The organism is Castellaniella denitrificans (assembly GCF_027214045.1).
In the GTDB taxonomy this organism is placed as follows: domain Bacteria; phylum Pseudomonadota; class Gammaproteobacteria; order Burkholderiales; family Burkholderiaceae_B; genus Castellaniella; species Castellaniella denitrificans_A.
This window is the reverse complement of record NZ_JAPWHE010000002.1, coordinates 89990-113434: the sequence shown is the minus strand read 5'-3', so window position 1 is coordinate 113434 and position 23445 is coordinate 89990. Positions and strand designations below refer to the sequence as shown.

The window sequence follows — 23445 nt, the reverse complement described above, 5'->3', positions numbered from 1 at the left end:
CTAGACCCCCAGATAGGCCCGTTTCAGTTCCGGGTCTTCGATCAGGTCGCGGGCCGGCCCTTCGCGCACAATGCGGCCGGTCTCCAGCACATAAGCCCGGTCAGCCGCCGCCAGCGCCAGGTGGATGTCCTGCTCGACCAGCAGGATGGTGACTCCCTGGTCGCGGATCTCGATCAGATTCTCCATCAACTGGTCCACGATGATCGGCGCCAGCCCCAGGCTCATCTCGTCGACCAGGAGCAACCGCGGCCGGGCCATCAGGGCGCGCGCCATGGCGCACATCTGTTGTTCGCCGCCGGACATGCTGCCGGCCAGTTGGCGCCGCCGTTCCGCCATCCGGGGGAACAGCCCGTAGACCTTGTCCAGATCGGCACGCACTTCCGCCTTGTCGTCACGCCGGTAGGCACCCATCAGCAGATTGTCCTGGACCGACATGCGGGGAAAGAGCTGGCGGCCTTCGGGTACCTGCACGATCCCCAGGCGGAAGATCGTGTCAGGCGTGAGCCCGCCGACGGGCCGGCCATTCCATTCGATGGTTCCCGATTGCACGGGCAGCAGGCCGGAAAGCGTCCGCAGCAGGGTGGTCTTGCCCGCGCCATTGCCGCCCACCAGCGCCAGGAATTCGGCCGTCCGGACATCGAGGGAGACCGATTGCAGCACCTGGACCAGGCCGTAGCCCGCCGACAGGTCGCGGATCCGCAGGATCGCGTCCTGCGAGGAATGGGTGGCGTTCATGAGCGCTTCTTCCCGAGATAGGCTTCGACGACGCGACTGTCGGTGAGCACGCTGTCGGGCGCGCCGTCGGCGATCTTCTCGCCATGGTGCAGCACCATGATGCGGTCCGACAAGGTGCGGATCGCCTTGATGACATGTTCGATGACGATGATGCTGATGCCGGTGTCGCGCACCTTGCGGATGATTTCGATGACCTCGTCGATCTCCACCAGGTTCAGGCCGGCCATGACCTCGTCGCACAGCAGCACGCGCGGCTGCATGGCCAGGGCCTTGGCCAGTTCCAGGCGCTTGCGGTCGGGTCCCCCCAGATCCTCGGCGCGGTGATCGATGTGTTTGCCCAGCCCGACGAAGCGCAGGCATTCGCGGGCGCTTTCGCGCGCCAGCGCCAGCCTGGACTGGCCCTGGCCGCGGCCGAACAGGGCGCCGACCGCCACATTGTCCAGCACCGACAGGCCGGGGAAAGGCTGCATGATCTGGAAGGTGCGGCCGATGCCCAGGCGCGCCCGGCGGAAGGCCGCCATGCGGTCGATGCGCCGTCCGTCGAACCAGACCTCGCCCTCGGTGGGCGCCAGGGTGCCGCTCAGCAGGCTGATCAGCGTGGTCTTGCCCGCGCCATTGGGGCCGATGAAGCCGAGGATCTCTCCGGGCGACAATGAAAAACTGACATCGTGCACGGCCACCAGTCCGGCGAAGCGGCGGGTCAGGCCGCGAGCCTCTAGGATCGCACTTGAACTCATAGCCGATGCATCCGGATGTTTTCGATGAAATAGCGCCAGCCCGTCTGGCGGAAACGCCGCGCCACGTCGGCCAGGCCGCGCGGCATCAGCACCACGGCGATCACGATGACGGCGCCGAAGAACAGGCCCGCGATGCTGGTGACCTCGCTGGACAGGAATTCGGAGAGGGCCGACAAGATGAAGGAGCCGACGATGGGGCCCAGGATCGTGCCCGGCCCGCCGAAGACCGCCATGATGATCATCTTCACGTTCAGTGTGATGTCGAAAGCGCTTTCCGGATCGAGAAAGGTGATCCAGTAGGCGTGGATGCCGCCTGCCAGCGCGCTGAATATCCCGGCCAGGGCGAAGGCCAGAACCTTGTAGCGTGTCGTGTCCACGCCCATCACGACGGCGCCTTCCTCGTTCTCGCGGATGGCGATCAGGCCGAAGCCGAAGCGGCTGCGGGTCAGCCACCAGACGGTCAGGGTGGCCGCGACCAGCAGGCCCAGGGACAGTTCGTAGAACAGGGGGTCGTTGTTCAGCGGCGGCAGCACCAGGCCGATGTTCTGCCCGGCCAGCGCCACGTTGGAGACGATGGCCGCCATGACCTGTGCCAGGGCCAGGGTGGCGATGGCGAAATAATGCCCCTTCAGGCGCAGCACCGGGATGCCCAGGCAGATGGCGAAGACCACCGCCAGGATCACGCCGAAGACCAGCCCCATGGCGAAAGGCATCTGCCATTGCACCATGGCGATGCCCACACCGTAGGCGCCCAGGCCGTAGAAGGCGGAATTGCCGAAGGACGGATAGCCCGCGTAGCCGCCGATGATGTTCCAGCCCTGGGCCAGCACGGCCAGCAGCAGGGTGCTGATGCCGAACTGGATGATCGTGTCCGAGCCGTACAGCGGGAGCAGGGCGAGCGCGACCAGAATGACCAGGATCAGCAGGATCCGGGAGGTGTTCATGCGGTTCTCCCGAGCAGGCCGCTGGGACGCACGATGAGCACCAGGACCAGGACGCCGAAACTGGCCACGTCGGCGAAGGTGGGACCGACGTACAGGGCGGTCAGCGCCTCGATCAGGCCCAGCACCAGGCCGCCTGCGATGACGCCCAGAGGCGTGTCCAGCCCGCCGATGATGGCGATGGCGAAGGACTTGGCGGTCAGGGTCGCGCCGATATAGGGGTTGATCTGGGACACGGTGCCGTAGAGGCCGCCGGCCGCACCGGCCAGGGCCAGGCCCAGGCCGAAGGTCACGGCGTACAAGTGGCGCGGCTCGACGCCGTGCAGACGCGCCGCCGACAGGTTCTGGGCGGTGGCGCGGATCGCCCTGCCCAGCCGGGTGTGGAGCAGGAAGCGCCACATGGCCAGCGTCAACAGGATGGCCAGCCCCGACGCGGCCAGGCGGACCATCGGGATGGTCAGGCCCAGGACGTCGATGTTCCGGCCGGAATAGGATGGGTTGATGGTGCGGAAGTCGGCCGAGAACACCAGTTGCGCCAGATAGGTCAGGACGACCTCCATGCCGAAGGTGATCAGCAGCGTGTTGAACATGGGCGCCCGCGCGACCAGGTTCAGGATGCCGCGTTGCACGGCGTAGCCGACGCCGAACATCAGAGCGGCCGTGACGGGCAGGCCGAGGAATGGATCCAGTCCCAGCCAGGTGAAGCTGTACCAGGAAATGTAGGCGCCCAGCATGATGAAGGCGCCGTGGGCCAGATTGACGATGTTGAGCACCCCCCAGACCAGGGCCAGGCCGAGCGCCATGATGGCGTACAGCCCGCCCTGCAGGATGCCGTTGACGAGGACTTGCAGCAGAAGGTCCAAGACGGGCTCTCCCTGGATCGTGAACGGGGCTCAGCGCTTGGACCAGTCGGGCATCGGGTATTTCGCGTCGCGCAGGAACTTGCTGCCGTCGAATACGGCCGCCGGCTTGCCGTTCTGCACCTGGATCACCGTCTGGTCGAGGTTGATCTGGCCGTTGTCGGCGAAGGCGATATGCCCGTACAGGCTCTGGAAGTCGCTGGCGGCCAGGGCGCCGCGCACGGCCTTGGGATCGAGCGTGCCGGCCTTCTCGATGGCTTTCACGATCGCCTCGACGTCGGCCACGCCCGAAGCGGCGTGGTAGTCGGGCTCATAGTGGTACTGGGCGCCCCAGGCTTTGGCGAACTGGGCGGCGTCGCCGAACCACGCGTCCTTCAGCGTTTCGCTGGGCAGCCAGGCGGTCATGCCGAAGGCGTATTCGGCGTCCGCGCCCAGGGCCTTGCGGAAGTCCTCGCTGGGTACGCCCACGGTGAAGGAATAGAACTTGGGCGAGACGTCCAGGCTTTTGGCCTGGCGGATGAAGTTCAGGATCTCGGTTTCGTGTCCCGCGACCAGCACGGCGTCGGCCTGCTTGGCCTTGATCTGCGACAGCAGGGTATTGAAGTCGCTGGCGTTGCTGCTGTAACGTTCGTCGATCGTCGTTTTCAAGCCGCTTTTTTCCAGCAGGGGACGGGTGCCCTTGGCCACCGACACGTCGAAGGCGTCGTCCGCATAGAGCAGGGCGACCTGGGCGGGAACCGGCTTGAGCTGTTTCAGCATGGCGATCGTGCTGCCGAAATAGTTGCTGGCCGGCGCCAGGGTGCCGAAGACATACTTGAACCCGCGCGAGAAGATCTGGTCCGAGGCGCCGCCGCCCTGGACCATCGGGATCTGGTATTTTTCCGAGACAGCGGAGTCGGCCAGGGCGAAGTTGCTGGCGAAAGGTCCGAGCAGGAAGTTCACCTTGTCCCTGGAAACCAGTTGCGTGTATTGACGCACGCTCAGATTCACATCCGACTGGTTGTCGTAGATCTTCAGCGCCAGTGTGTATTTCTTGCCTCCGACATCGACCCCGCCCTTGCGGTTGATCTGGTCGACCGCCAGCTGGTAGGCGTCCTTGTAATAGCGTCCGGTGTTGGCGACGGGGCCGGTCAGCTGGACCGACGCGCCCAGGACGATCTCGTTGCCGGCCGCGTGGCTGGCGGGGCTGTTCAGGCTCAGGGCCAGAGCCAGGGCCGCGCAGGGCAGCCCGTCTCGCAACAAGGTATGCATGGTGTGTCTCCGCTGGGAAAGATTGTTCTGCGGAAATTGTGCGCCGCCTCCGGTAACAACATTCTGAACGGAAATTGACGACCGGCTGAATCTGCCTGGCGCGCGACGCAGGGGACAGGGTAAATACGGAGGCGTGGCGGCGCGCCATCCATCCGATTGGATTGCGCTTGTTAATGGTAATGATTATCATTAGCCATCGTATTAAAATTGGTGATCACCACCGACCTATCTCCAGGAGTCCATCGATGGCGCAACCACAACCCCAAGTCAGTGCATTGATCGTCGGCGCGGACCGGCTGGGCAACATCCCGGATCTGCTGCGCGACCATAATATCGCCATCCGCCACCACATCAGCGGCCGCGATTCCGCACATCAGAAGAAGACGCCCGCACTGCCTTCCGGCACGGACCTGGTCATCCTGCTGACGGATTTCCTGGGGCACAACGTGATGAAGACGTTCCGCCTGGCGGCGCAGCGCGCCGGCATTCGCGTGCTGGCATGCCGGCGGTCGGTGTGCAGCATGCAGCAGGCGCTGGATCAGTGCGGCTACTGTAAAGCATGCCCGCTGAGGGCGAACGATGCCGCGCGCCCGGAGACGCGCATGTCGTGCAAGCGGCGCGGCTCGCCGGGCGGGCTGACCCTGGGGATATAGCCGATCCCGGAAAGCAAGGCCTGCTCAGTGACGAAAAAGCCCGGAACTTTGCGGTTCCGGGCTTCATTTCGAGTGCGGCCGGCTCAGGGTCGGGCTGCCACGCGTTTGGTCGTCGCGCGTTTTGTTGTCGCGGGTTTGGCCGACACAGGCTTGGCGGTCACGCGTTTGACGGTCACGCGTTTGGTGGTCGTGTGTTTGACAGTTGCGTGTTTGGCGCCGGTGTGTTTGGCTGTCGTGCGCCCGGTGGCCGCAGGTTTGGCGGCCGAGGGCTTGGCGTCCGTATGCTGGCCGGCCGAGGGGCCGGCGGACATGGGCTGACCGGTATCGACGCGCGCCTGGAGGCGCCGGGCGCCATTGTAGCGTTTGCGCCAATAGGCCACATCCATGCTTTCAACCCGGACGTTGGCGCCGGTGCGCGGTGCGTGCACGAATTTGTGGTCGCCCAGGTAGATGCCGACGTGCGAGAACCGGTGGCCCAGGGTGTTGAAGAACACCAGGTCGCCCCGGCGCAGTTCGTCGCGATCCACGGAAATGCCCAGTTCAGCCTGTTCTCGCGCTCGCCGGGGCAGTTTCAAGCCCAGGGATTTTTCGGCCGCGTAGGCGACCAGGCCACTGCAGTCGAAGCCTTCGCCAGGGGCGTCGCCCCCGTAGCGATACTTGACCCCGAGGAATTTCATCGCGGTGGACACCAGGGTCTTGGGCGCCTGGCTGGCGCCGTACGTTTCCGATCCAGGGTAGTCGATGGCCAGGCTGCGTTTGTTGTCGAGCCAGGCGCCCAGCGGATCGGATTGGGTGCTGAGCAGATAACTGTCGCGCAGCAGGTGATTGGAGGTGAGCTCGGCGTCGGCCGTCTTGCGGGTCTGGGCTGCGCATCCGGCCAGCGCCACGAGGCCCGCGCACAACAGCAGTTTCAGGGAACGGGCCGCCATAAGACGTGGCTGATTCGGCTGTACCGGGAGGGAATGAGGCGGTGGCATGGGCGGATGGCGGCGGATGTCGTCGTCCGCGACCGCCTGGCGTGGCCGCGGCGCTCGGGCGCAACACGGGTCGCAGGCTGGCCGGATACCGGACGCCGGGTTGATCTTGTGAGTTGCCCGCCCTGCGGACAACTCTTCGAGTGTAGTGGATCGTTCGTATTCAGTAAAGCGGCCATGCCGGCGAATCCGCCAAGCCTGCGCGCGGCCGGCAGGCGCGGGGCTCACGGACCGGCTCGTCAGGCTCGTGTCAGACTGTCGTTGTATGGTCGGCCAGGGTGTAGCATGTCACCCATTCCACTTCCTTAGAAACACCCACGGCCCGGTCCGGGCCGCAGGGTGGCACCGGAGACGAACCCATGCAGAAAGTCCGCGAGTTCCATCGCCAGTCGATCCAGGACCGGGAGGCCTTCTGGGCGCACGAAGCCCAGCGCATCCACTGGGAGACCCCCTTCACGCAGGTTCTGGACTATTCCCGCCCGCCGTTCGCGCGCTGGTTCGTCGGCGGGAAGACCAATCTTTGTTACAACGCCGTCGACCGCTGGCTCGACACGCAAGGAGACCAGCCCGCACTGATCTGGGTGTCCACGGAGGTCGATCAGGAAATCGTCTATACCCGCGCCGACCTCTCGCGCGAGGTCAACGCAGCCGCCGCCACTTTGCAGGAACTCGGGGTCGTCCAGGGCGACCGCGTGCTGATCTATCTGCCCATGATTCCCCAGGCCGCCTTCTTCATGCTGGCGTGCGCCCGGCTCGGGGCCATCCATTCCGTGGTGTTCGGCGGCTTTGCCGCACACAATCTGGCGCAGCGCATCGACGACGCCCAGCCCCGGGTGATCGTATCCACCGACGCGGGCTCGCGCGGCGGCCGGCCGATCGCCTACAAGCCGCTGCTGGACCAGGCGATCGCCCAGTCGTCCCATGCGCCGGAACGCGTCGTGCTGGTGAACCGCGGCCTGGCGCCCATGGACCTGACGGCGGGCCGCGACCTGGACTATGCGCCCCTGCGGGCGCGGCACCTGGACGCCCTGGTGCCGGTCGTCTGGCTGGAATCCAACGAGCCCAGCTATATCCTGTACACCTCGGGGACGACCGGCAACCCCAAGGGCGTTCAGCGCGACGTCGGCGGCTACGCGGTGGCCCTGTGCGCGTCGATGGAATACATTTACGGCGGCAAGCCAGGCGACGTGTACTTTTCCAGCAGCGATGTGGGCTGGGTGGTGGGGCATTCCTACGTGGTCTACGGGCCGCTGCTCAACGGTCAGGCCACCGTCATGTACGAAGGCACACCGGTGCGCCCCGACGCCGCCATTCTCTGGCGCATCATCGAGACCTATCGCGTCAATGCGCTGTTCTCCGCGCCGACGGCGATCCGCGTCCTGAAGAAGCACGATCCGGCCTTGCTGCACCGTCACGATCTGTCCAGCCTGGACCGCATCTATCTGGCGGGCGAGCCGCTCGACGAACTGACCGGCCAGTGGCTGTCCGAAGCCCTGGGCAAGCCGGTGATCGACAATTACTGGCAGACCGAGACCGGCTGGCCCATCCTGTCGGCCCAGCCCGGGGTCGAGGAAGTCCCGACCCGCTTCGGCAGTCCGTCCTTTCCGGTCTACGGCTATGACGCCCGGGTGATCGACGAGGCCACCGGCCAGGATTGCGGTCCGAACCAGAAGGGCGTGGTGGCGATCGAGCCGCCGTTGCCGCCGGGCGCGATGAGCACGATCTGGGGCAACGACGAACGCTTCGTGCGCACCTATTTCCAGTCGTTTCCCGGACGCCTCTGCTATTCGACCTCGGACTGGGGGCTGGTGGACGACGATGGCTACTGGTACATCCTGGGCCGCACCGACGATGTGATCAACGTCGCCGGCCATCGTCTGGGCACACGCGAAATCGAGGAATCGGTCAACACGCACCCGGCCGTGGCGGAGTCGGCCGTGGTGGGGGTGGCGGATCAACTCAAGGGCCAGGAAGCCATGGCCTTCGCCGTGCTGCGCAACCCGGCCGTGCTGGACGAGTCCGGCGCCCGCGACCGCCTCGAAGCCGAGATCAAGCGCGTGATCGAGCAGCGCAACGGCGCCGTGGCCCGCCCTGCGCGCATCCTGTTCGTCAACAGCCTGCCCAAGACGCGCTCGGGCAAGGTGCTGCGCCGGGCCATCGTGGCGCTGTGCGAAGGCCGCGATCCGGGCGACCTGACGACGATCGAGGATCCGGGCGCGCTCGACCAGATTCGCGACGCACTGTGAGCGGCTGCCGGGGCGCATCCGGTCCGCGGCCCGGCGCGCGCGCCGGTTCGCCCCTGATGCCGGGGGTGGGACGGCGCGAAGTCTGGTCCTGGGCGATGTACGACTTCGCCAATTCCGGGTACACCACCGTGGTGCTGACGACGGTGTTCAACGCGTATTTCGTCGGCGTGGTGGCGGCCGGGAAAAGCTGGGGTACGCTGGCGCTGACGGCGGCCCTTTCGCTGTCCTATCTGGCGGTGATGCTGTGGATGCCGGGCCTGGGCGCCCGCGCGGATGCACGGGCCGGCCACCGCCGGCTGCTGTTCGCCAGCACCGGCGGTTGCGTGCTGGCCACGGCGGCGCTGGCCAGCGTGGGGCCGGGCGACATTGTCTGGGGCCTGCTGTGGCTGGCGCTGTCCAATGTCTGCTACTGCATCGGCGAATCGGCTGTGGCGTCTTTCCTGCCGGGACTGGCCCGGCCCGAGGCCATGGGGCGCGTGTCCGGCTGGGGCTGGAGCTTCGGTTATTTCGGCGGCATGCTGGCCCTGGGGCTGGCGCTGTGGGTCGCGGTCGCGGCGGAATCCGACGGGCTGCCGGCCCAGGCCTACGTTCCCTGGATCATGGGCCTGACCGCCGTCCTGTTCGCGGCGGCGGCGCTGCCGGCCTTCCTGTGGTTGCGCGAACCCGCCTCCGGCGCGGACAGGGAACCGGTCGCGATGCTGGCCCAGTTGCGGATGGCGTGGCGCGAGACCCGCCACGACTTTCCCGACTTTCGCCGCCTGCTGTTGTGCATCGTCTGCTACCAGGCGGGGATCGCGGTGGTGATCACGCTGTCGGCTGTCTACGCCACCGAGGTCATGGGCTTCGGCATGCGGCAGACCATGATGCTGGTGTTTCTGGTGAATATCGGCGCCGCCGTCGGCGCCTTCGGCTTTGGCTACCTGCAGGACCGCATCGGCCATCGCAGGGCGCTGGCCCTGACCCTGCTGGGCTGGATCGCCATGGTGCTGCTGGCCGTCTCGGCCCGGTCCCTGCCGGTGTTCTGGTCTGCCGCCGCGCTGGCGGGTCTGTGCATGGGCTCCAGCCAGAGCGCGGGCCGGGCCATGGTCGGCGTGTTGGCACCCGCCGACCGTCCGGCGGAGTTCTTCGCGCTCTGGACGTTCGCCGTGCAACTGGCGGCCGTCGTCGGGCCGCTGTCCTACGGTGTGCTGGTCTGGGCTACCGGAGGCAACCATCGCGCCGCCCTGCTGACGACCGGCCTGTTCTTCCTGGCGGGGCTGGCTTTGCTGGGCCGCCTGGATTTCGAACGCGGCATCCGCGCCCGACGAATCCGGACCGCTTGCAAGCGGTGAGGCGGGCCCGCCCGCCTGCGGCCTGGAGAGAGGCGAGTAGCATTTGTCAGTGTCGAGTAAGTATCGTGCGGTACGGTTGCAAAATTCAAATATAAAGTGAACACATCACTAAACTCAGGAGCGAGCCATGACCACGGAGATTGAATCCATATTGGTGGAAAACCGGGTGTTTCCGCCGCCCGCCGACCTCGTCAAACAGGCCAACGTGTCCGGGATGGAGGGCTACCAGGCCCTGTGCGACGAAGCCAAGCGCGATCCCGACGCTTTCTGGGCCCGGCTGGCCAACGAAAACCTGGTCTGGACCAAGCCGTTCACCCAGGTGCTGGATGAATCCAGGGCGCCGTTCTACAAGTGGTATCCCGATGGCCGGATGAACGTCTCGGCCAACTGCCTGGACAAGCACCTGGGGACGCCGGCCGAGAACCGCGCCGCCATCCTCTTCGAGGCCGACGATGGCCAGGTGACCAAGGTCACCTACAAGGAACTGCACGCGCGGGTTTCGCAATTCGCCAACGCCTTGAAGTCCCTGGGCTACCAGGCGGGCGAACGCGCCATCATCTACCTGCCCATGTCCATCGAGGCCGTGGTCGCCATGCAAGCCTGCGCCCGCCTGGGCATCATCCATTCCGTGGTGTTCGGCGGCTTCTCGTCCAAGAGCATCCACGAGCGCACCGTGGACGTCGGCGCCTCGCTGGTGATCACCGCCGACGCGCAGATGCGCGGCGGCAAGTCCATCCCGCTCAAGGACGCGGTGGACGAGGCCCTCGCCATGGGCGGCTGCGACGCCGTGCGCAAGGTCATCACCTACAAGCGAGCCGGTTCCGACGTCCAGTGGCACGCCGACCGCGACCTGTGGTGGCACGACGTCATCCAGGGCCAGTCGACCGACTGCCCGCCGGTGGCCGTCGACGCCGACCATCCGCTGTTCATCCTCTACACCTCCGGGTCCACCGGCAAACCCAAGGGTGTGCAACATTCCAGCGCCGGCTTCCTGCTGTGGTCGCTGATGACCATGAAATGGACCTTCGACGCCAAGCCGACGGATGTGTTCTGGTGCACGGCCGACGTGGGTTGGGTGACGGGGCATTCCTACGTCGCCTATGGCCCGCTCGCGGCCGGTGTGACCCAGGTGGTCTTCGAGGGTGTGCCCACGTATCCGGACGCGGGGCGTTTCTGGAAGATGATCCAGGAACACAAGGTCACGATCTTCTACACCGCGCCCACGGCGATCCGGTCGCTGACCAAACTGTCCGAGGCCGACCCCAAGGTCCATCCGAAATCCTTCGACCTGAGCACGCTGCGCATCATCGGCTCGGTGGGCGAGCCCATCAACCCCGAAGCCTGGGTCTGGTATTACAACAACGTCGGCGGGCAGCGCTGCCCGGTGATCGACACCTGGTGGCAGACGGAGACCGGCGCGCACATGATCACGCCGTTGCCGGGCGTCACGCCGCTCAAGCCCGGTTCCTGCACGCTGCCGCTGCCGGGCATCGACGCCGCCATCGTCGACGAGACGGGCGAGGAGGTCGAGCGCGGCAAGGGCGGTTTCCTGGTGATCCGTCGTCCGTGGCCCTCGATGATCCGCACGATCTGGGGCGACCCGGAACGCTTCAAGAAAACCTACTTCCCCGAGGAACTCAAGGGCTACTATCTGGCGGGCGACGGCGCCCAGCGCGACAAGGACGGTTATTTCTGGATCATGGGCCGCATCGACGACGTGCTGAACGTCTCGGGCCATCGCCTGGGCACGATGGAAGTCGAATCGGCACTGGTGGCGCATGAAATGGTGGCCGAGGCCGCCGTGGTCGGCCGTCCCGACGATACGACCGGCGAGGCTGTGGTGGCTTTCGTGGTGCTCAACGGGCCCTTGCCCCAGGGCGACCAGGCCGCCGCCGTGGCCAAGCAATTGCGCGACTGGGTGGCCAAGGAAATCGGCCCCATCGCCAAGCCGCGCGAGATCCGCTTCGGCGAAAATCTGCCCAAGACGCGTTCGGGCAAGATCATGCGCCGCCTGCTGCGCGTGGTCGCCAAGGGCGAACCCATCACCCAGGATGTGTCCACGCTGGAAAATCCCGGCATCCTGGAACAGCTGGCCCAGGTGCGGTAACGAGTGTCATCGGCGGGCCGCTCATGAGGCGGCCCGCCGCATGCAGCCAAAGGGCGGGGGACTCCCCGCCCTTTTCATTGCCGCGCCGGATCGGCCGCCGCCGCTACGCCAGTCCCGGCAGCAGCGCCCGGATGCCCGCGAACGTCATTTCCACGGCGATGGCCGACAGGATCATGCCCATGACCCGTGCCATGATGACGCGCATCTTGGACGAGAGCAGCTTGCCGATGGAGGCGGCGAAATACAGGACCGCGAACAGGGCGGCCAGGACGATCGCCAGCACGAGGCCGAAGGCCAGGTATTGTTTCGACTGGTGAGCCTGGGCCCCATAGATGATCAGTGTGGCGATGGTGCCCGGCCCGACGATCATGGGAAAGGTCAGGGGGTAGAACGCCGGGTTGTCCTCGACCTCGGCGCGGGCGTCCAGGCCGCCGACGTTCTTTTCCTGGGTGGCGCGCTCGTGCGACGTGATCGGCTGGCCATTGAGCATGGTCAGCGCGATGCCGCCGAGCACCACGCCGCCGGCCACGCGGAAGGCATCCAGGCTGACGCCGAAGAAGCGGATGATGTGGCTGCCGGCCAGCGAGATGACCACGCACATCGCCAGGGTGTAGACCAGGATCGCCGCCGCCTGGCTGCGCTGCTCGGCGACGGTCTTGTTGGCCGTCACCGCCAGGAACAGGGGCAGGGTGATGAACGGGTTCATGATGGCGAACAGGGCGCCCAGAAACCGGGTGGCGAACGTGATATCCATCACATGCCGTTGTAGACCGGCCCTTCGCCGCCCTGGGGCGTGACCCAGACGATGTTCTGCGTCGGATCCTTGATGTCGCAGGTCTTGCAGTGGACGCAGTTCTGGGCATTGATCTGCAGGCGGTCCTCGCCGGTCCCGGTCTTGACGAATTCGTAGACCCCGGCCGGACAGAAACGCGTTTCCGGCCCGCCGAATTTCGCCAGGTTGACGGCGACCGGCACGGATTCGTCCTTCAGCGTGAGGTGGACGGGTTCGTTCTCGTCGTGGTTGGTGTTGGAGATGAACACCGAGCTGAGGCGGTCGAAGGTCAATTTGCCGTCGGGCTTCGGGTAGTCGATGCGTGCGCATTCGGCGGCCGGCTGCAGACAGGCGTGATCGGGTTTGGTGCGGTGGATGGTCCAGGGCATCTTGCCTTTGAACAGCCATTGCTCGATGCCGGTCATCAGCGTGCCGACGGTGCGGCCCTTCTTGAACCACTGCTTGAAGTTGCGCGATTTGTTCAGTTCGGCGTGCAGCCAGGAGCGCTCGAAGGCGGCCGGGTAGGCGGTCAGTTCATCGTGGCTGCGGCCGGCGGCCAGCGCGTCGAAGGCGGCCTCGGCGGCCAGGGCGCCGGATTTGATCGCCGAGTGGCTGCCCTTGATGCGGGAGGCGTTCAGCATGCCGGCCTCGCAGCCGACCAGCGCACCGCCGGGGAAGCAGAGCTTGGGCAGGGACAGCAGCCCGCCAGCGGTCAGCGAGCGCGCGCCGTAGGCGATGCGCTTGCCGCCTTCGAAGGTGGCGCGGATCGCCGGATGGGTCTTGTAGCGCTGGAATTCCTCGAAGGGCGAGAGCCACGGGTTGGCATAGTCCAGACCCACGACCAGACCCACGGCCACCAGGTTGTCGTTCAAGTGGTACAGGAAGGAGCCGCCGTAAGTGTCCGAATCGAGCGGCCAGCCGGCCGTGTGCATGACCATGCCGGGGCGGGATTGCGCGGGATCGACTTCCCAGAGTTCCTTGATGCCGATGGCGTAGCTCTGAGGGTCCCGGCCGGCGTCGAGGCGGTACTTGTCGATCAACTGGCGGCCCAGATGGCCGCGCGAGCCTTCGGCGAAGATCGTGTAGCGCGCCAGCAGTTCCATGCCGGGCTGGTAGGCGTCGGTGTGGCTGCCGTCGCGCGCCACGCCCATGTCGCCGGTCAGCACGCCGCGTACGGCGCCGGATTCGGTATAGAGGATCTGCGCGGCGGCGAAACCGGGGAACACGTCCACGCCCAGTGCCTCGGCCTGTTCGCCCAGCCAGCGGGTGACATGGCCCAGGCGCACGATGTAGTTGCCGTGATTCTTGAAACAGTCGGGCAGCAGCCAGGCCGGCGTGGCGCGCGCGCCCGATTCGGTCAGGAACAGGAACCGGTCTTCGGAGACGGCCACGTCCAGCGGGGCGCCGCGTTCCTTCCAGTCGGGGATGAGTTCGCTCAGGGCCTGGGGATCCATCACGGCGCCCGAGAGGATGTGGGCGCCGATCTCGGCGGCCTTTTCCAGCACACAGACGCTGACGTCCTGGCCGCGCTCGGCGGCCAGTTGCTTCAGGCGGATCGCCGCCGAAAGCCCGGCCGGCCCGCCGCCGACGACGACGACGTCGTATTCCATCGATTCACGTTCAGTCATGGGTCAAAGTTCCCGTTGCTTGATGAGCGTTGGGCGAGGCCGGACCCCGCCATGTTGCGGGCCATTGTATTGCAGATCGTTATACTGCACCTTTGCCGCCAGCCGTCCGGAGCGGACGAGAGGAATCCTCGCATGTCGTCAGAACCCCTTGATATTCAAACACCTTCCGGAACGTTTGAAATTTCGATCGATGTCCGCTGGGGCGAAATGGACGCGCTGCGCCACGTCAACAACACCGCCTACTTCCGTTATTTTGAGGAAGCGCGTGTCCGTTTGTTCTCCGCGATGGGTCTGGACGCCGCCGCCGGCCGCTACGGCGTACTGGCGCATGCCTCGTGTGATTTTCTCAAACCGCTGATGTATCCTGCCCGTGTCGTCGTCGGCATGAGGCTCGCGCGCGTCGGCCGGACCAGCCTGGAGCTGGACTGCTGGATCGCGGATGCCGGGGACCCCGAGGCATTGCATGCCCGAGGACGCAACGTGCTGGTGTGCGCCGATGCCGCCACCGGCCGGCCCTTGCCCTGGACCGATGCAGACCGGCAGGCGCTTGACCGTTGCTTTGCCGCCTGACGCGCCACCGATTTCCGTTCATCTAACGAAGGAACCGTTGTATGGATAAAGTCTACGAAAGTGCCGAGGCCGCCCTGCGCGGCGTCGTGACCGACAACCAGATGATCGCCGTCGGCGGTTTCGGGCTGTGCGGCATCCCCGAGGCCCTGATCGCCGCACTGCGGGATTCGGGCGTGCGCAACCTGACCTGCGTCAGCAACAACGCGGGGGTCGACGGCTTCGGCCTGGGACAACTCCTGTCCACGCGCCAGATCACGAAGATGATCGCCTCTTACGTGGGCGAGAACAAGGAATTCGAACGCCAGTACCTGGCGGGCGAACTGGAACTGGAATTCACGCCGCAGGGCACGCTGGCCGAAAAGCTGCGCGCCGGCGGCGCCGGCATCCCGGCGTTCTTCACCGCCACCGGTGTGGGCACCGTGGTCGCCGAAGGCAAGGAAACCCGCGAGATCGATGGCCGCACCTACATCATGGAACGCGCGCTGGTGCCGGACGTGTCCCTGGTCAAGGCCTGGAAGGCCGACCGCAGCGGCAATCTGAAGTTCCGCCGCACGGCGCGCAACTTCAATCCCAACGTCGCCATGGCGGGCCGCATCACCATCGTCGAGGTCGAGGAAATCGTGCCCACCGGCGCGTTCGATCCCGATGAAGTCCACCTGCCGGGCATCTACGTGCACCGCATCGTCCTGAACGCGCATCCCGAAAAGCGCATCGAACAACGCACCATTCGTCAATAAGGAGGCAGATCATGGCTTGGGATCGCGAACAGATGGCGGCGCGCGCCGCGCAGGAACTGCGGGACGGCTTCTACGTCAACCTGGGCATCGGCCTGCCCACCAAAGTCGCCAACTACGTGCCGCAGGGCATGGAGGTCTGGCTGCAATCGGAAAACGGCCTGCTGGGCATCGGCCCCTTCCCCACGGAGGACGAAGTCGACGCCGATCTGATCAACGCCGGCAAGCAAACCGTGACGACGCTGCCGGGCTCATCGATCTTCGCCTCGGCGGATTCGTTCGCCATGATCCGGGGCGGCAAGATCAACCTGGCCATCCTGGGGGCCATGCAGGTGTCCGAAAAGGGCGACCTGGCCAACTGGATGATTCCCGGCAAGATGATCAAGGGCATGGGCGGCGCCATGGACCTGGTCGCCGGCGTGGGCAAGGTCGTGGTGCTGATGGAACACGTCGCGAAAGCCAAGGACGGCACCGAGTCCCAGAAGCTGCTGCCCGAATGCACGTTGCCGCTGACCGGGGTGGGGGTGGTGAACCTCATCATCACCGATCTGGGCGTGATGGAAGTCACCGACGACGGTCTGCGGCTGACCGAGCTCGCCCCCGGCGTGACGGTCGACGAGATCCGCGCCAAGACCTCCGCCAGGCTGGACGTGTCCGCCGTCGCCTAGGAAAAGCCTGAATGCCGCCCGATTCATTCAGGGCTTCCCCCAAGGAATCCGCCGTGACCTTGCAACATCCCCTGGCGGCGCCCGCCGATCGCATCGCCGCCCTGCGCGGGCAACTGGCGGGCGCCGGCCTGGCCGCCTGCCTGGTGCCCACCGCCGATCCGCACCTCTCGGAATACCTGCCGGAACACTGGGCCGCGCGCGCCTGGCTGTCGGGTTTCGACGGTTCGGCGGGCAGCCTGCTGGTCACGGCGGATTTCGCCGGTCTATGGACCGACAGCCGCTACTGGGTCCAGGCCGAATCCCAGCTGCGGGGTTCGGGCATCGCACTGATGCGGGCCGGCGCCCCGGACGTGCCGGATCCGCTGGACTGGGCGCTGGCGCATCTGGCGCGCGGCGACCGGGTGGCGGTCGATGGCCGGGTGATGGATCTGGCGTCCGAACGGCGCTGGCGATCCGGGCTGGAAGGATCCGGCATGGCGCTGGTGCTGGACCAGGATCCGGCCGGCGCCATCTGGACCGACCGGCCGGTCCTGCCGCAGGCCCGGGTGTTCGAGCACCTGCCGCCGCATGCCTGCCGCGCCCGGGCGGACAATCTGGCCGCCGTGCGGACCGCCCTGCGCGACCACGGCGCGGCCTGGCACCTGCTGTCCTCGCTGGACGACATCGCCTGGCTGTTGAACCTGCGCGGCGCCGATGTGGACTACAACCCGGTCTTCCTGGCGCATGCGCTGCTGGGCGCGGACGGCGCGCGCCTGTATGTGGCGCCCGGCAAGATCGATGCCGTGCTTGCCGACCGCCTGGCGGCCGATGGGGTGGTGCTGCGCGACTATGCCGAGCTCTCCGCCGATCTGGCGGCCCTGCCGGCGGACGCCACACTGCTGGTGGATCCGGCGCGGGTCACGGCGGGCACGCTGTCGCACGCGCCCCGGGCGCGACGGATCGAGGCCATCAATCCATCCCAACTGCTCAAATCCATCAAGAACACGGCCGAGGCCGACAACATCCGGGCCGCGATGGCCCAGGACGGCGCCGCGCTGTGCGAGTTCTTCGCCTGGTTCGAGGCCGCCCTGGCGACGGGTGACCGCATCACGGAAATCGACGTCGATACCCGTTTGTCGGCGGCGCGCGCCCGGCGGCCGGGCTTCGTCAGTCTCAGCTTCGCCACCATCGCCGGCTTCAACGCCAACGGCGCCATGCCGCACTACCGCGCCACCGAGTCATCCCACGCGCGCATCCAGGGAGACGGCCTGTTGCTGATCGATTCCGGTGGGCAATACCTGGGCGGCACCACCGACATCACCCGGGTCGTGCCTGTCGGCACACCTTCGGACGCGCAGCGCGCCGACTACACCACCGTGCTGCAGGCCCACATCGCCCTGGCGCGCGCACGCTTTCCGGTGGATACGCCGTCTTCCGCACTGGATACCCTGGCGCGCATGCCGCTGTGGCGACGGGGCCTGGACTACGGCCATGGCACGGGTCATGGCGTGGGCTATTTCCTGAACGTCCACGAAGGCCCGCAGTCGATCTCCGTGCGCGGCCACGCGCGGCCTCACCAGGGCATGAAGGCCGGCATGCTGACTTCCAACGAACCCGGTCTTTACCGCGACGGGCAATGGGGCATCCGCATTGAAAACCTGGTGCTGGCCGTGCCGGCCGGACAGACGGAATTCGGCGCGTTCCTGGAATTCGAGACCGTCACCCTGTGTCCCATCGATACGCGCTGCGTCGTGCGGGCGCAATTGTCCGCCGACGAAATCGCGTGGCTGGACGCCTATCATGCGCGTGTGCGCGAATGCCTGCTGCCCCTGGTGGACGGCGCGGCGCGCGACTGGCTGTTGGCGCGGACCGAGCCGCTGTAGCCCTGTTTCCGGCCGCTGGACGCATCCGGGACGCGTCCCGGCATCAGGCCAGCCAGCGCTTGAACCAGGCGATGCTGCGGCCCCAGGCCAGTTCGGCGGCGTCCCGATCGTAGCGCGGGGTCGAATCGTTGTGGAAACCGTGGTTCATGCCCGGGTAGACGTGGGCCTCGTAGGTTTTGCCGTTTGCCTTCAGGGCGGCCTTATAGGCCGGCCAGCCGGCATTGACCCGGGTGTCCAGCCCCGCGTAGTGAAGCAGCAGGGGCGCCCGGATGCGGGGCACGTCTTCGGGGCGCGGCTGCATGCCGTAGAACGGCACGGCCGCCGCCAGTTCGGGGTAGGCGACGGCGGCCGCGTTGGCGACGCCGCCTCCATAGCAGAAGCCGATGATGCCGATCTTGCCGGTCGAACCGGCCACGGTCGGCAGGAACTCGATGGCGGCGAAGAAATCGTTCATCAGTTTTTCCGGATCGACCTGCTGCTGCAATGCGCGGCCCTGGTCGTCGTTGCCGGGGTAGCCGCCCTTGGCGCTGAGCCCGTCCGGGGCCAGCGCCATGAAGCCCGCCTTGGCCAGGCGTCGGGCCACGTCTTCGATGTAGGGATTCAGGCCGCGGTTTTCATGGACGACCACGACGCCGGGCACCGGCCCGGCCGCCTTGGCCGGCCGGACCAGATAGGCGCGTACCGGTCCGTTGCCCCGGGGCGATGGGTAGGTCACATATTCGGCGTGGATGTCCGGATCGGTGAATGAAACCTGCTCGGCCAGCGCGTAGTCGGGGGACAACGCGGCCAGGATCGAGGCCGCGCCCAGCGTGCCGACGGCGTAGCGGGATGCACGGCTCAGGAATTCGCGCCGGTCGATGAGCCCGTGCGCGTAGAAATCGTAGAGTTCCAGGAGTTCGGGCGCGAAGTCCTTGGCGGTCAGCCGGGTCATGGCATCCTCCGGTGGCTATCCAGCATGGATGGGGGTGGAAATCATGGTAGGCGAGACGGGCGGCGCGGTAAAGCGCTGAAATGCGCGGCGGGGCGCTGCGCCGGGCGGTTGCGCGAGCGGCTATAATTCCCATTTCCCGCTGCGCCCGTCCACACCGGGCTCCTATCTGAAATGACCAAATACGTATTCGTCACGGGGGGCGTCGTCTCATCCCTGGGCAAAGGCATTGCCGCGGCGTCGCTTGCCGCGATCCTCGAATCCCGCGGGCTGCGGGTCACGATGCTGAAGCTGGATCCCTACATCAATGTCGATCCGGGCACCATGAGCCCCTTCCAGCATGGCGAGGTATTCGTCACCGAGGACGGCGCGGAAACCGACCTGGATCTGGGTCACTACGAGCGTTTCGTGTCCGCCCGGATGCGCAAGGTCAACAACTTCACCACCGGCCAGATCTACGAATCGGTGCTGCGCAAGGAACGCCGGGGCGACTACCTGGGCAAGACCGTGCAGGTCATCCCGCACATCACCAATGAAATCCAGGACTTCATCGCCCGGGGCGCCAAGGCGGCCTTCGACGGCCAGGCCGATGTGGCCATCGTCGAAATCGGCGGGACGGTGGGCGACATCGAATCGCTGCCCTTCCTGGAAGCCGCGCGCCAGATGAGCCTGCGCCTGGGGCGCAACCAGTGCGCCTTCGTGCACCTGACGCTGGTCCCCTTCATCGCCTCGGCGGGCGAACTCAAGACCAAGCCGACCCAGCATTCGGTGCAGAAGCTGCGGGAAATCGGCATCTACCCGAACGCGTTGCTGTGCCGCGCCGACCGGCCCGTGCCCGACGACGAGCGCGCCAAGATCTCCCTGTTCTCCAACGTGCCGCTGGACGCCGTGATCTCGGTCTGGGACGCGGACTCCATCTACAAGATCCCCGCCATGCTGCACCAGCAGGGCCTGGACAGCCTGGTCTGCGATGCGCTGGCCCTGACCCCGCCGCCGGCCGACCTGACGGTCTGGGACCGCCTGGTGCACGATCTGGAAAACCCACGGGAATCCGTCACCATCGGCATGGTGGGCAAATACGTCGACCTGACCGAATCCTACAAGTCCCTGTCCGAGGCCCTGGTCCATGCGGGCATCCACACGCATTCGCGGGTGCACATCGAATACCTGGATTCCGAGGAAATCGAGACCCAGGGCACGGCCTGCCTGGCCGGGCTCGACGCCATCCTGGTGCCGGGCGGTTTCGGCAAGCGCGGCACCGAAGGCAAGATCAAGGCGATCCGCTACGCGCGGGAACATGGCATCCCCTATCTGGGCATCTGCCTGGGCATGCAACTGGCCGTGGTGGAATTCGCCCGCCACGTCGCCGGCCTGGGCGGCGCCAACAGCACCGAATTCGATCCTTCCGCAGCCCACCCGGTGGTGGCGCTGATCACCGAATGGCAGGACCGCGAAGGCAAGCTCGAAAAACGCGACGCCTCGTCCGACCTGGGCGGCACGATGCGCAAGGGCGCCCAGCGCTGCCCCGTCAAGCCGGGCACCCGGGCCTATGAAATCTATGGTCCTGAGGTCAACGAGCGCCATCGCCATCGCTACGAGGTCAACAACGTCTACGTCCACCGCCTCGAAGAAGCCGGCCTGGTGATCAGCGCCCGCACACCCACGGAAAACCTCCCGGAAATCATGGAAATCCCCTCGCACCCCTGGTTCATGGGCGTGCAGTTCCACCCGGAATTCACCTCCACGCCGCGCGACGGACACCCGCTGTTCACCAGCTACATCCAGGCCGCGCTGGCCTACCAGCGGCGCCAGTCGGACAAGCCCCTGGCGCAACAGGCCTGAGGCCGCCCGCGTCGACCAAGGAGACCCCATGCAGCTGTGTCATTTCCAGGCCGGTATCGAACATCCCCTGTTCCTGATCGCCGGCCCTTGCGTCATCGAGTCGCGCGAACTGGCCTTCGAGACGGCCGGCATCCTGCAGGAAATGACCCGGACGCTGGGGATTCCCTTCATCTACAAAAGCTCCTTCGACAAGGCCAACCGCAGTTCCGGCGCTTCGTTCCGCGGTCCGGGCATGGACGAGGGCTTGAAGATCCTGGACGACGTGCGCCGTCAGCTGGGCGTGCCGGTGCTGACCGACGTGCACGAGACCGCCCAGGTTCGCGAGGTCGCGGCCGTGGTGGACGTGCTGCAGACGCCGGCTTTCCTGTGTCGCCAGACGGATTTCATCCAGACCTGCGCAGCGACGCTCAAGCCCGTCAACATCAAGAAAGGCCAGTTCCTGGCGCCGGAAGACATGACCCAGGTGGTGGCCAAGGCGCGCGCGGCGGCCATCGAGGCCGGCGGGGACGGCGGCAACATCCTGGTCTGCGAGCGCGGCGCGTCCTTCGGCTATCACAACCTGGTGTCGGACATGCGCTCGCTGGCGATCATGCGCGGCACCGGTTGCCCGGTGGTGTTCGACGCCACCCATTCGGTCCAGTTGCCCGGCGGGCAGGGCACCCATTCCGGCGGCCAGCGCGAATTCGTGCCGGTGCTGGCACGCGCGGCCGTGGCGGCGGGCGTGGCGGGTGTGTTCATGGAAACCCACCCGGATCCCGCGCGCGCCCTGTCCGACGGCCCCAATGCGGTGCCGTTGGACCGGATGCGCGGCCTGCTGGAATGCCTGGCCGAACTGGACCGCTGCGTCAAAGAGTCCGGCGCGCTGCGCGACGGCGGCCTCTGAGGCCGGCGAATAGTCACTATAAAGACCGCCGCGTGCGGCCGGCCGGAGTCCCGGGGTAGACTGGCCCCACGGGCATCCCGTTAAAATGGCGGGATTCCCTTCCTTCTTTTTACCCACCCCAACACAGGCAGGACTGTCAGACCATGAGTGCAATCGTAGACATCATCGGACGCGAAATCCTTGATTCGCGCGGCAACCCCACCGTGGAATGCGACGTGCTGCTCGAATCGGGCGCCATGGGGCGGGCGGCGGTGCCTTCGGGCGCGTCCACCGGCGCGCGCGAGGCGATCGAGCTGCGCGACGGCGACAAGTCCCGCTACCTGGGCAAGGGCGTGCTGCGTGCCGTCGAGCACATCAACACGGAAATTTCCGAGGCCCTGATGGGCCTGGACGCCCAGGAGCAGACCTTCATCGACCGTACCCTGATCGACCTGGACGGCACCGAGGACAAGAGCCGGCTGGGCGCCAATGCGATCCTGGCGGCCAGCATGGCGGTGGCCCGCGCGGCCGCCGACGACGCCGGCCTGTCGCTATACCGCTATTTCGGCGGCAGCGGCCCGATGCAGATGCCGGTGCCGATGATGAACGTCATCAACGGCGGCGCGCACGCCAACAACACCCTGGACCTGCAGGAATTCATGATCCTGCCGGTGGGCGCCTCCAGCTTCCGCGAGGCCCTGCGCATGGGTGCCGAAGTCTTCCACGCCCTGAAAAAGATCATCGGCGCGGCCGGCATGTCGACGGCGGTCGGCGACGAAGGCGGCTTCGCCCCCAACGTGGCCAACCACGAGGCTGCGATCGAACTCATCCTGAAGGCCATCGGCGAGGCCGGCTACGAGGCCGGTTCCCAGGTGGTGCTGGGCCTGGATTGCGCCAGTTCCGAGTTCTACCGCGACGGCAAATACCATCTGGCCGGCGAGGGCGGCATCGCCCTGAGTTCCCAGGATTTCGCCAACCTGCTGGCGTCCTGGTGCGACAAGTATCCCATCGTCAGCATCGAGGACGGCATGGCCGAGGACGACTGGGAAGGCTGGAAACTGCTGACCGAACAACTGGGCCGCAAGGTCCAGCTGGTGGGAGACGACCTGTTCGTCACCAACACGAACATCCTGAGCAAGGGCATCCAGCAGGGCATCGCCAATTCGATCCTCATCAAGATCAACCAGATCGGCACCCTGACGGAAACTTTCGCCGCCATCGAAATGGCCAAGCGCGCGGGCTACACGGCCGTGATTTCCCACCGCTCCGGCGAAACGGAGGACTCCACCATCGCCGACATCGCCGTGGCCACCAACGCCATGCAGATCAAGACCGGTTCCCTGTCGCGTTCCGACCGCATGGCGAAGTACAACCAGTTGCTGCGCATCGAGGAAGAGCTGGCCGAAGTCGCTTCCTATCCCGGCGTGTCGGCTTTCTACAACCTGCGCTGATCCGCGCCCGCCGCCCATGCGCCTGCTGAGTCTCGTCCTGTTGGCCCTGACCTTGGCGACACAGTATCCGCTGTGGTGGGGCAAGGGCGGCTGGCTCAGCCTGCGCGGCCTGCAGGCCCAGGTCCAGTCGGAAACCGAGAACAACGAAGCCCTGACCGCGCGCAACAATGCCCTGCAGGCCGAAGTCCAGGATCTCAAGACCGGCATATCGGCGGTCGAGGAGCGCGCCCGCAGCGAATTGAACATGATCCGCGAAGGCGAGTACTTCGTCCAGATCCTGCCCCGGCAGTAGC

At 66.4% G+C, this 23445-nt stretch carries 21 protein-coding genes; 12 read left to right on the top strand and 9 right to left on the bottom strand.

Features of this window, described 5'->3' with window-relative positions:
- The 5 genes from O4H32_RS04660 to O4H32_RS04640 are packed head-to-tail and all read right to left on the bottom strand — an operon-like array spanning window position 1 to window position 4524.
- Window positions 1-735 (bottom strand): ABC transporter ATP-binding protein, encoded by a 735-nt coding sequence (locus O4H32_RS04660; RefSeq protein ID WP_269357160.1) that lies wholly within the window; start codon window positions 733-735, stop codon window positions 1-3.
- Complete coding sequence (locus tag O4H32_RS04655; RefSeq protein ID WP_269357159.1) at window positions 732-1472, bottom strand: ABC transporter ATP-binding protein; 741 nt, start codon at window positions 1470-1472, stop codon at window positions 732-734. Before O4H32_RS04655 ends, O4H32_RS04660 begins: the two co-directional genes overlap by 4 nt.
- Window positions 1469-2416: a branched-chain amino acid ABC transporter permease gene (locus O4H32_RS04650; protein ID WP_269357158.1), complete on the bottom strand. Its 948-nt coding sequence runs from the start codon at window positions 2414-2416 to the stop codon at window positions 1469-1471. The genes O4H32_RS04655 and O4H32_RS04650 overlap by 4 nt, the downstream gene beginning before the upstream one ends.
- Window positions 2413-3276 carry a branched-chain amino acid ABC transporter permease gene (locus O4H32_RS04645; protein ID WP_269357157.1) on the bottom strand — a complete coding sequence of 288 codons (864 nt, stop codon included), beginning with the start codon at window positions 3274-3276 and terminating at the stop codon, window positions 2413-2415. The genes O4H32_RS04650 and O4H32_RS04645 overlap by 4 nt, the downstream gene beginning before the upstream one ends.
- 30 nt (window positions 3277-3306) lie before the next feature.
- Complete coding sequence (locus tag O4H32_RS04640; protein WP_269357156.1) at window positions 3307-4524, bottom strand: amino acid ABC transporter substrate-binding protein; 1218 nt, start codon at window positions 4522-4524, stop codon at window positions 3307-3309.
- A 245-nt stretch (window positions 4525-4769) separates the two neighbouring features.
- Here O4H32_RS04640 and O4H32_RS04635 point away from each other — a divergent pair, with 245 nt between their 5' ends.
- Window positions 4770-5177, top strand: coding sequence for a DUF2325 domain-containing protein (locus tag O4H32_RS04635; RefSeq protein WP_269357155.1), 408 nt, complete (start codon window positions 4770-4772; stop codon window positions 5175-5177).
- Window positions 5178-5260: 83 nt separating this feature from the next.
- Here O4H32_RS04635 and O4H32_RS04630 read toward each other — a convergent pair whose 3' ends face one another.
- Window positions 5261-6106 (bottom strand): C40 family peptidase, encoded by an 846-nt coding sequence (locus O4H32_RS04630; RefSeq protein WP_407932611.1) that lies wholly within the window; start codon window positions 6104-6106, stop codon window positions 5261-5263.
- 404 nt (window positions 6107-6510) lie between these two features.
- Between O4H32_RS04630 and O4H32_RS04625 the strand changes: the two genes are divergently transcribed.
- From O4H32_RS04625 to acs, 3 genes are all read left to right on the top strand, one after another.
- Entirely contained in the window at window positions 6511-8397 is a 1887-nt protein-coding gene (locus O4H32_RS04625) for a propionate--CoA ligase (RefSeq protein ID WP_269357154.1), read from the top strand.
- 56 nt (window positions 8398-8453) lie between these two features.
- Window positions 8454-9728: an MFS transporter gene (locus tag O4H32_RS04620; RefSeq protein WP_269357153.1), complete on the top strand. Its 1275-nt coding sequence runs from the start codon at window positions 8454-8456 to the stop codon at window positions 9726-9728.
- Between the two features lie 127 nt (window positions 9729-9855).
- Complete coding sequence (gene acs, locus O4H32_RS04615) at window positions 9856-11835, top strand: acetate--CoA ligase (protein ID WP_269357152.1); 1980 nt, start codon at window positions 9856-9858, stop codon at window positions 11833-11835.
- A 103-nt stretch (window positions 11836-11938) separates the two neighbouring features.
- Here acs and O4H32_RS04610 read toward each other — a convergent pair whose 3' ends face one another.
- Together O4H32_RS04610 and O4H32_RS04605 are read right to left on the bottom strand one after the other, a co-directional pair.
- Window positions 11939-12589 carry a MarC family protein gene (locus tag O4H32_RS04610; RefSeq protein WP_269357151.1) on the bottom strand — a complete coding sequence of 217 codons (651 nt, stop codon included), beginning with the start codon at window positions 12587-12589 and terminating at the stop codon, window positions 11939-11941.
- Window positions 12589-14235 carry an electron transfer flavoprotein-ubiquinone oxidoreductase gene (locus O4H32_RS04605; protein WP_269357150.1) on the bottom strand — a complete coding sequence of 549 codons (1647 nt, stop codon included), beginning with the start codon at window positions 14233-14235 and terminating at the stop codon, window positions 12589-12591. The genes O4H32_RS04610 and O4H32_RS04605 overlap by 1 nt, the downstream gene beginning before the upstream one ends.
- A 132-nt stretch (window positions 14236-14367) precedes the next feature.
- On the opposite strand from O4H32_RS04605, the gene O4H32_RS04600 reads away from it, so the two are divergent.
- From O4H32_RS04600 to O4H32_RS04585, 4 genes are all read left to right on the top strand, one after another.
- Window positions 14368-14805, top strand: coding sequence for an acyl-CoA thioesterase (locus O4H32_RS04600; protein WP_269357149.1), 438 nt, complete (start codon window positions 14368-14370; stop codon window positions 14803-14805).
- A 41-nt stretch (window positions 14806-14846) separates the two neighbouring features.
- Window positions 14847-15542, top strand: coding sequence for a CoA transferase subunit A (locus O4H32_RS04595; RefSeq protein WP_269357148.1), 696 nt, complete (start codon window positions 14847-14849; stop codon window positions 15540-15542).
- Window positions 15543-15553: 11 nt separating this feature from the next.
- Complete coding sequence (locus O4H32_RS04590) at window positions 15554-16207, top strand: CoA transferase subunit B (protein ID WP_269357147.1); 654 nt, start codon at window positions 15554-15556, stop codon at window positions 16205-16207.
- Window positions 16208-16278: 71 nt separating this feature from the next.
- Window positions 16279-18069 (top strand): aminopeptidase P family protein, encoded by a 1791-nt coding sequence (locus O4H32_RS04585; RefSeq protein ID WP_269357549.1) that lies wholly within the window; start codon window positions 16279-16281, stop codon window positions 18067-18069.
- A gap of 43 nt (window positions 18070-18112) precedes the next feature.
- Here O4H32_RS04585 and yghX read toward each other — a convergent pair whose 3' ends face one another.
- Complete coding sequence (yghX, locus tag O4H32_RS04580) at window positions 18113-19000, bottom strand: YghX family hydrolase (protein WP_269357146.1); 888 nt, start codon at window positions 18998-19000, stop codon at window positions 18113-18115.
- A gap of 171 nt (window positions 19001-19171) precedes the next feature.
- Between yghX and O4H32_RS04575 the strand changes: the two genes are divergently transcribed.
- The 4 genes from O4H32_RS04575 (at window position 19172) to ftsB (ending at window position 23444) form a co-directional block, all read left to right on the top strand.
- Window positions 19172-20839, top strand: coding sequence for a CTP synthase (locus O4H32_RS04575; RefSeq protein ID WP_269357145.1), 1668 nt, complete (start codon window positions 19172-19174; stop codon window positions 20837-20839).
- 28 nt (window positions 20840-20867) lie between these two features.
- A complete protein-coding gene (gene kdsA / locus O4H32_RS04570) occupies window positions 20868-21722 on the top strand; it encodes a 3-deoxy-8-phosphooctulonate synthase (RefSeq protein ID WP_269357143.1) in 855 nt (284 codons plus the stop codon).
- Window positions 21723-21865: 143 nt separating this feature from the next.
- Complete coding sequence (gene eno, locus O4H32_RS04565) at window positions 21866-23152, top strand: phosphopyruvate hydratase (RefSeq protein ID WP_269357142.1); 1287 nt, start codon at window positions 21866-21868, stop codon at window positions 23150-23152.
- A 16-nt stretch (window positions 23153-23168) separates the two neighbouring features.
- Window positions 23169-23444, top strand: a complete 276-nt coding sequence (gene ftsB / locus O4H32_RS04560) for a cell division protein FtsB (protein WP_269357141.1) — start codon at window positions 23169-23171, stop codon at window positions 23442-23444.
- The last annotated feature ends 1 nt before the right edge of the window (window position 23445 follow it).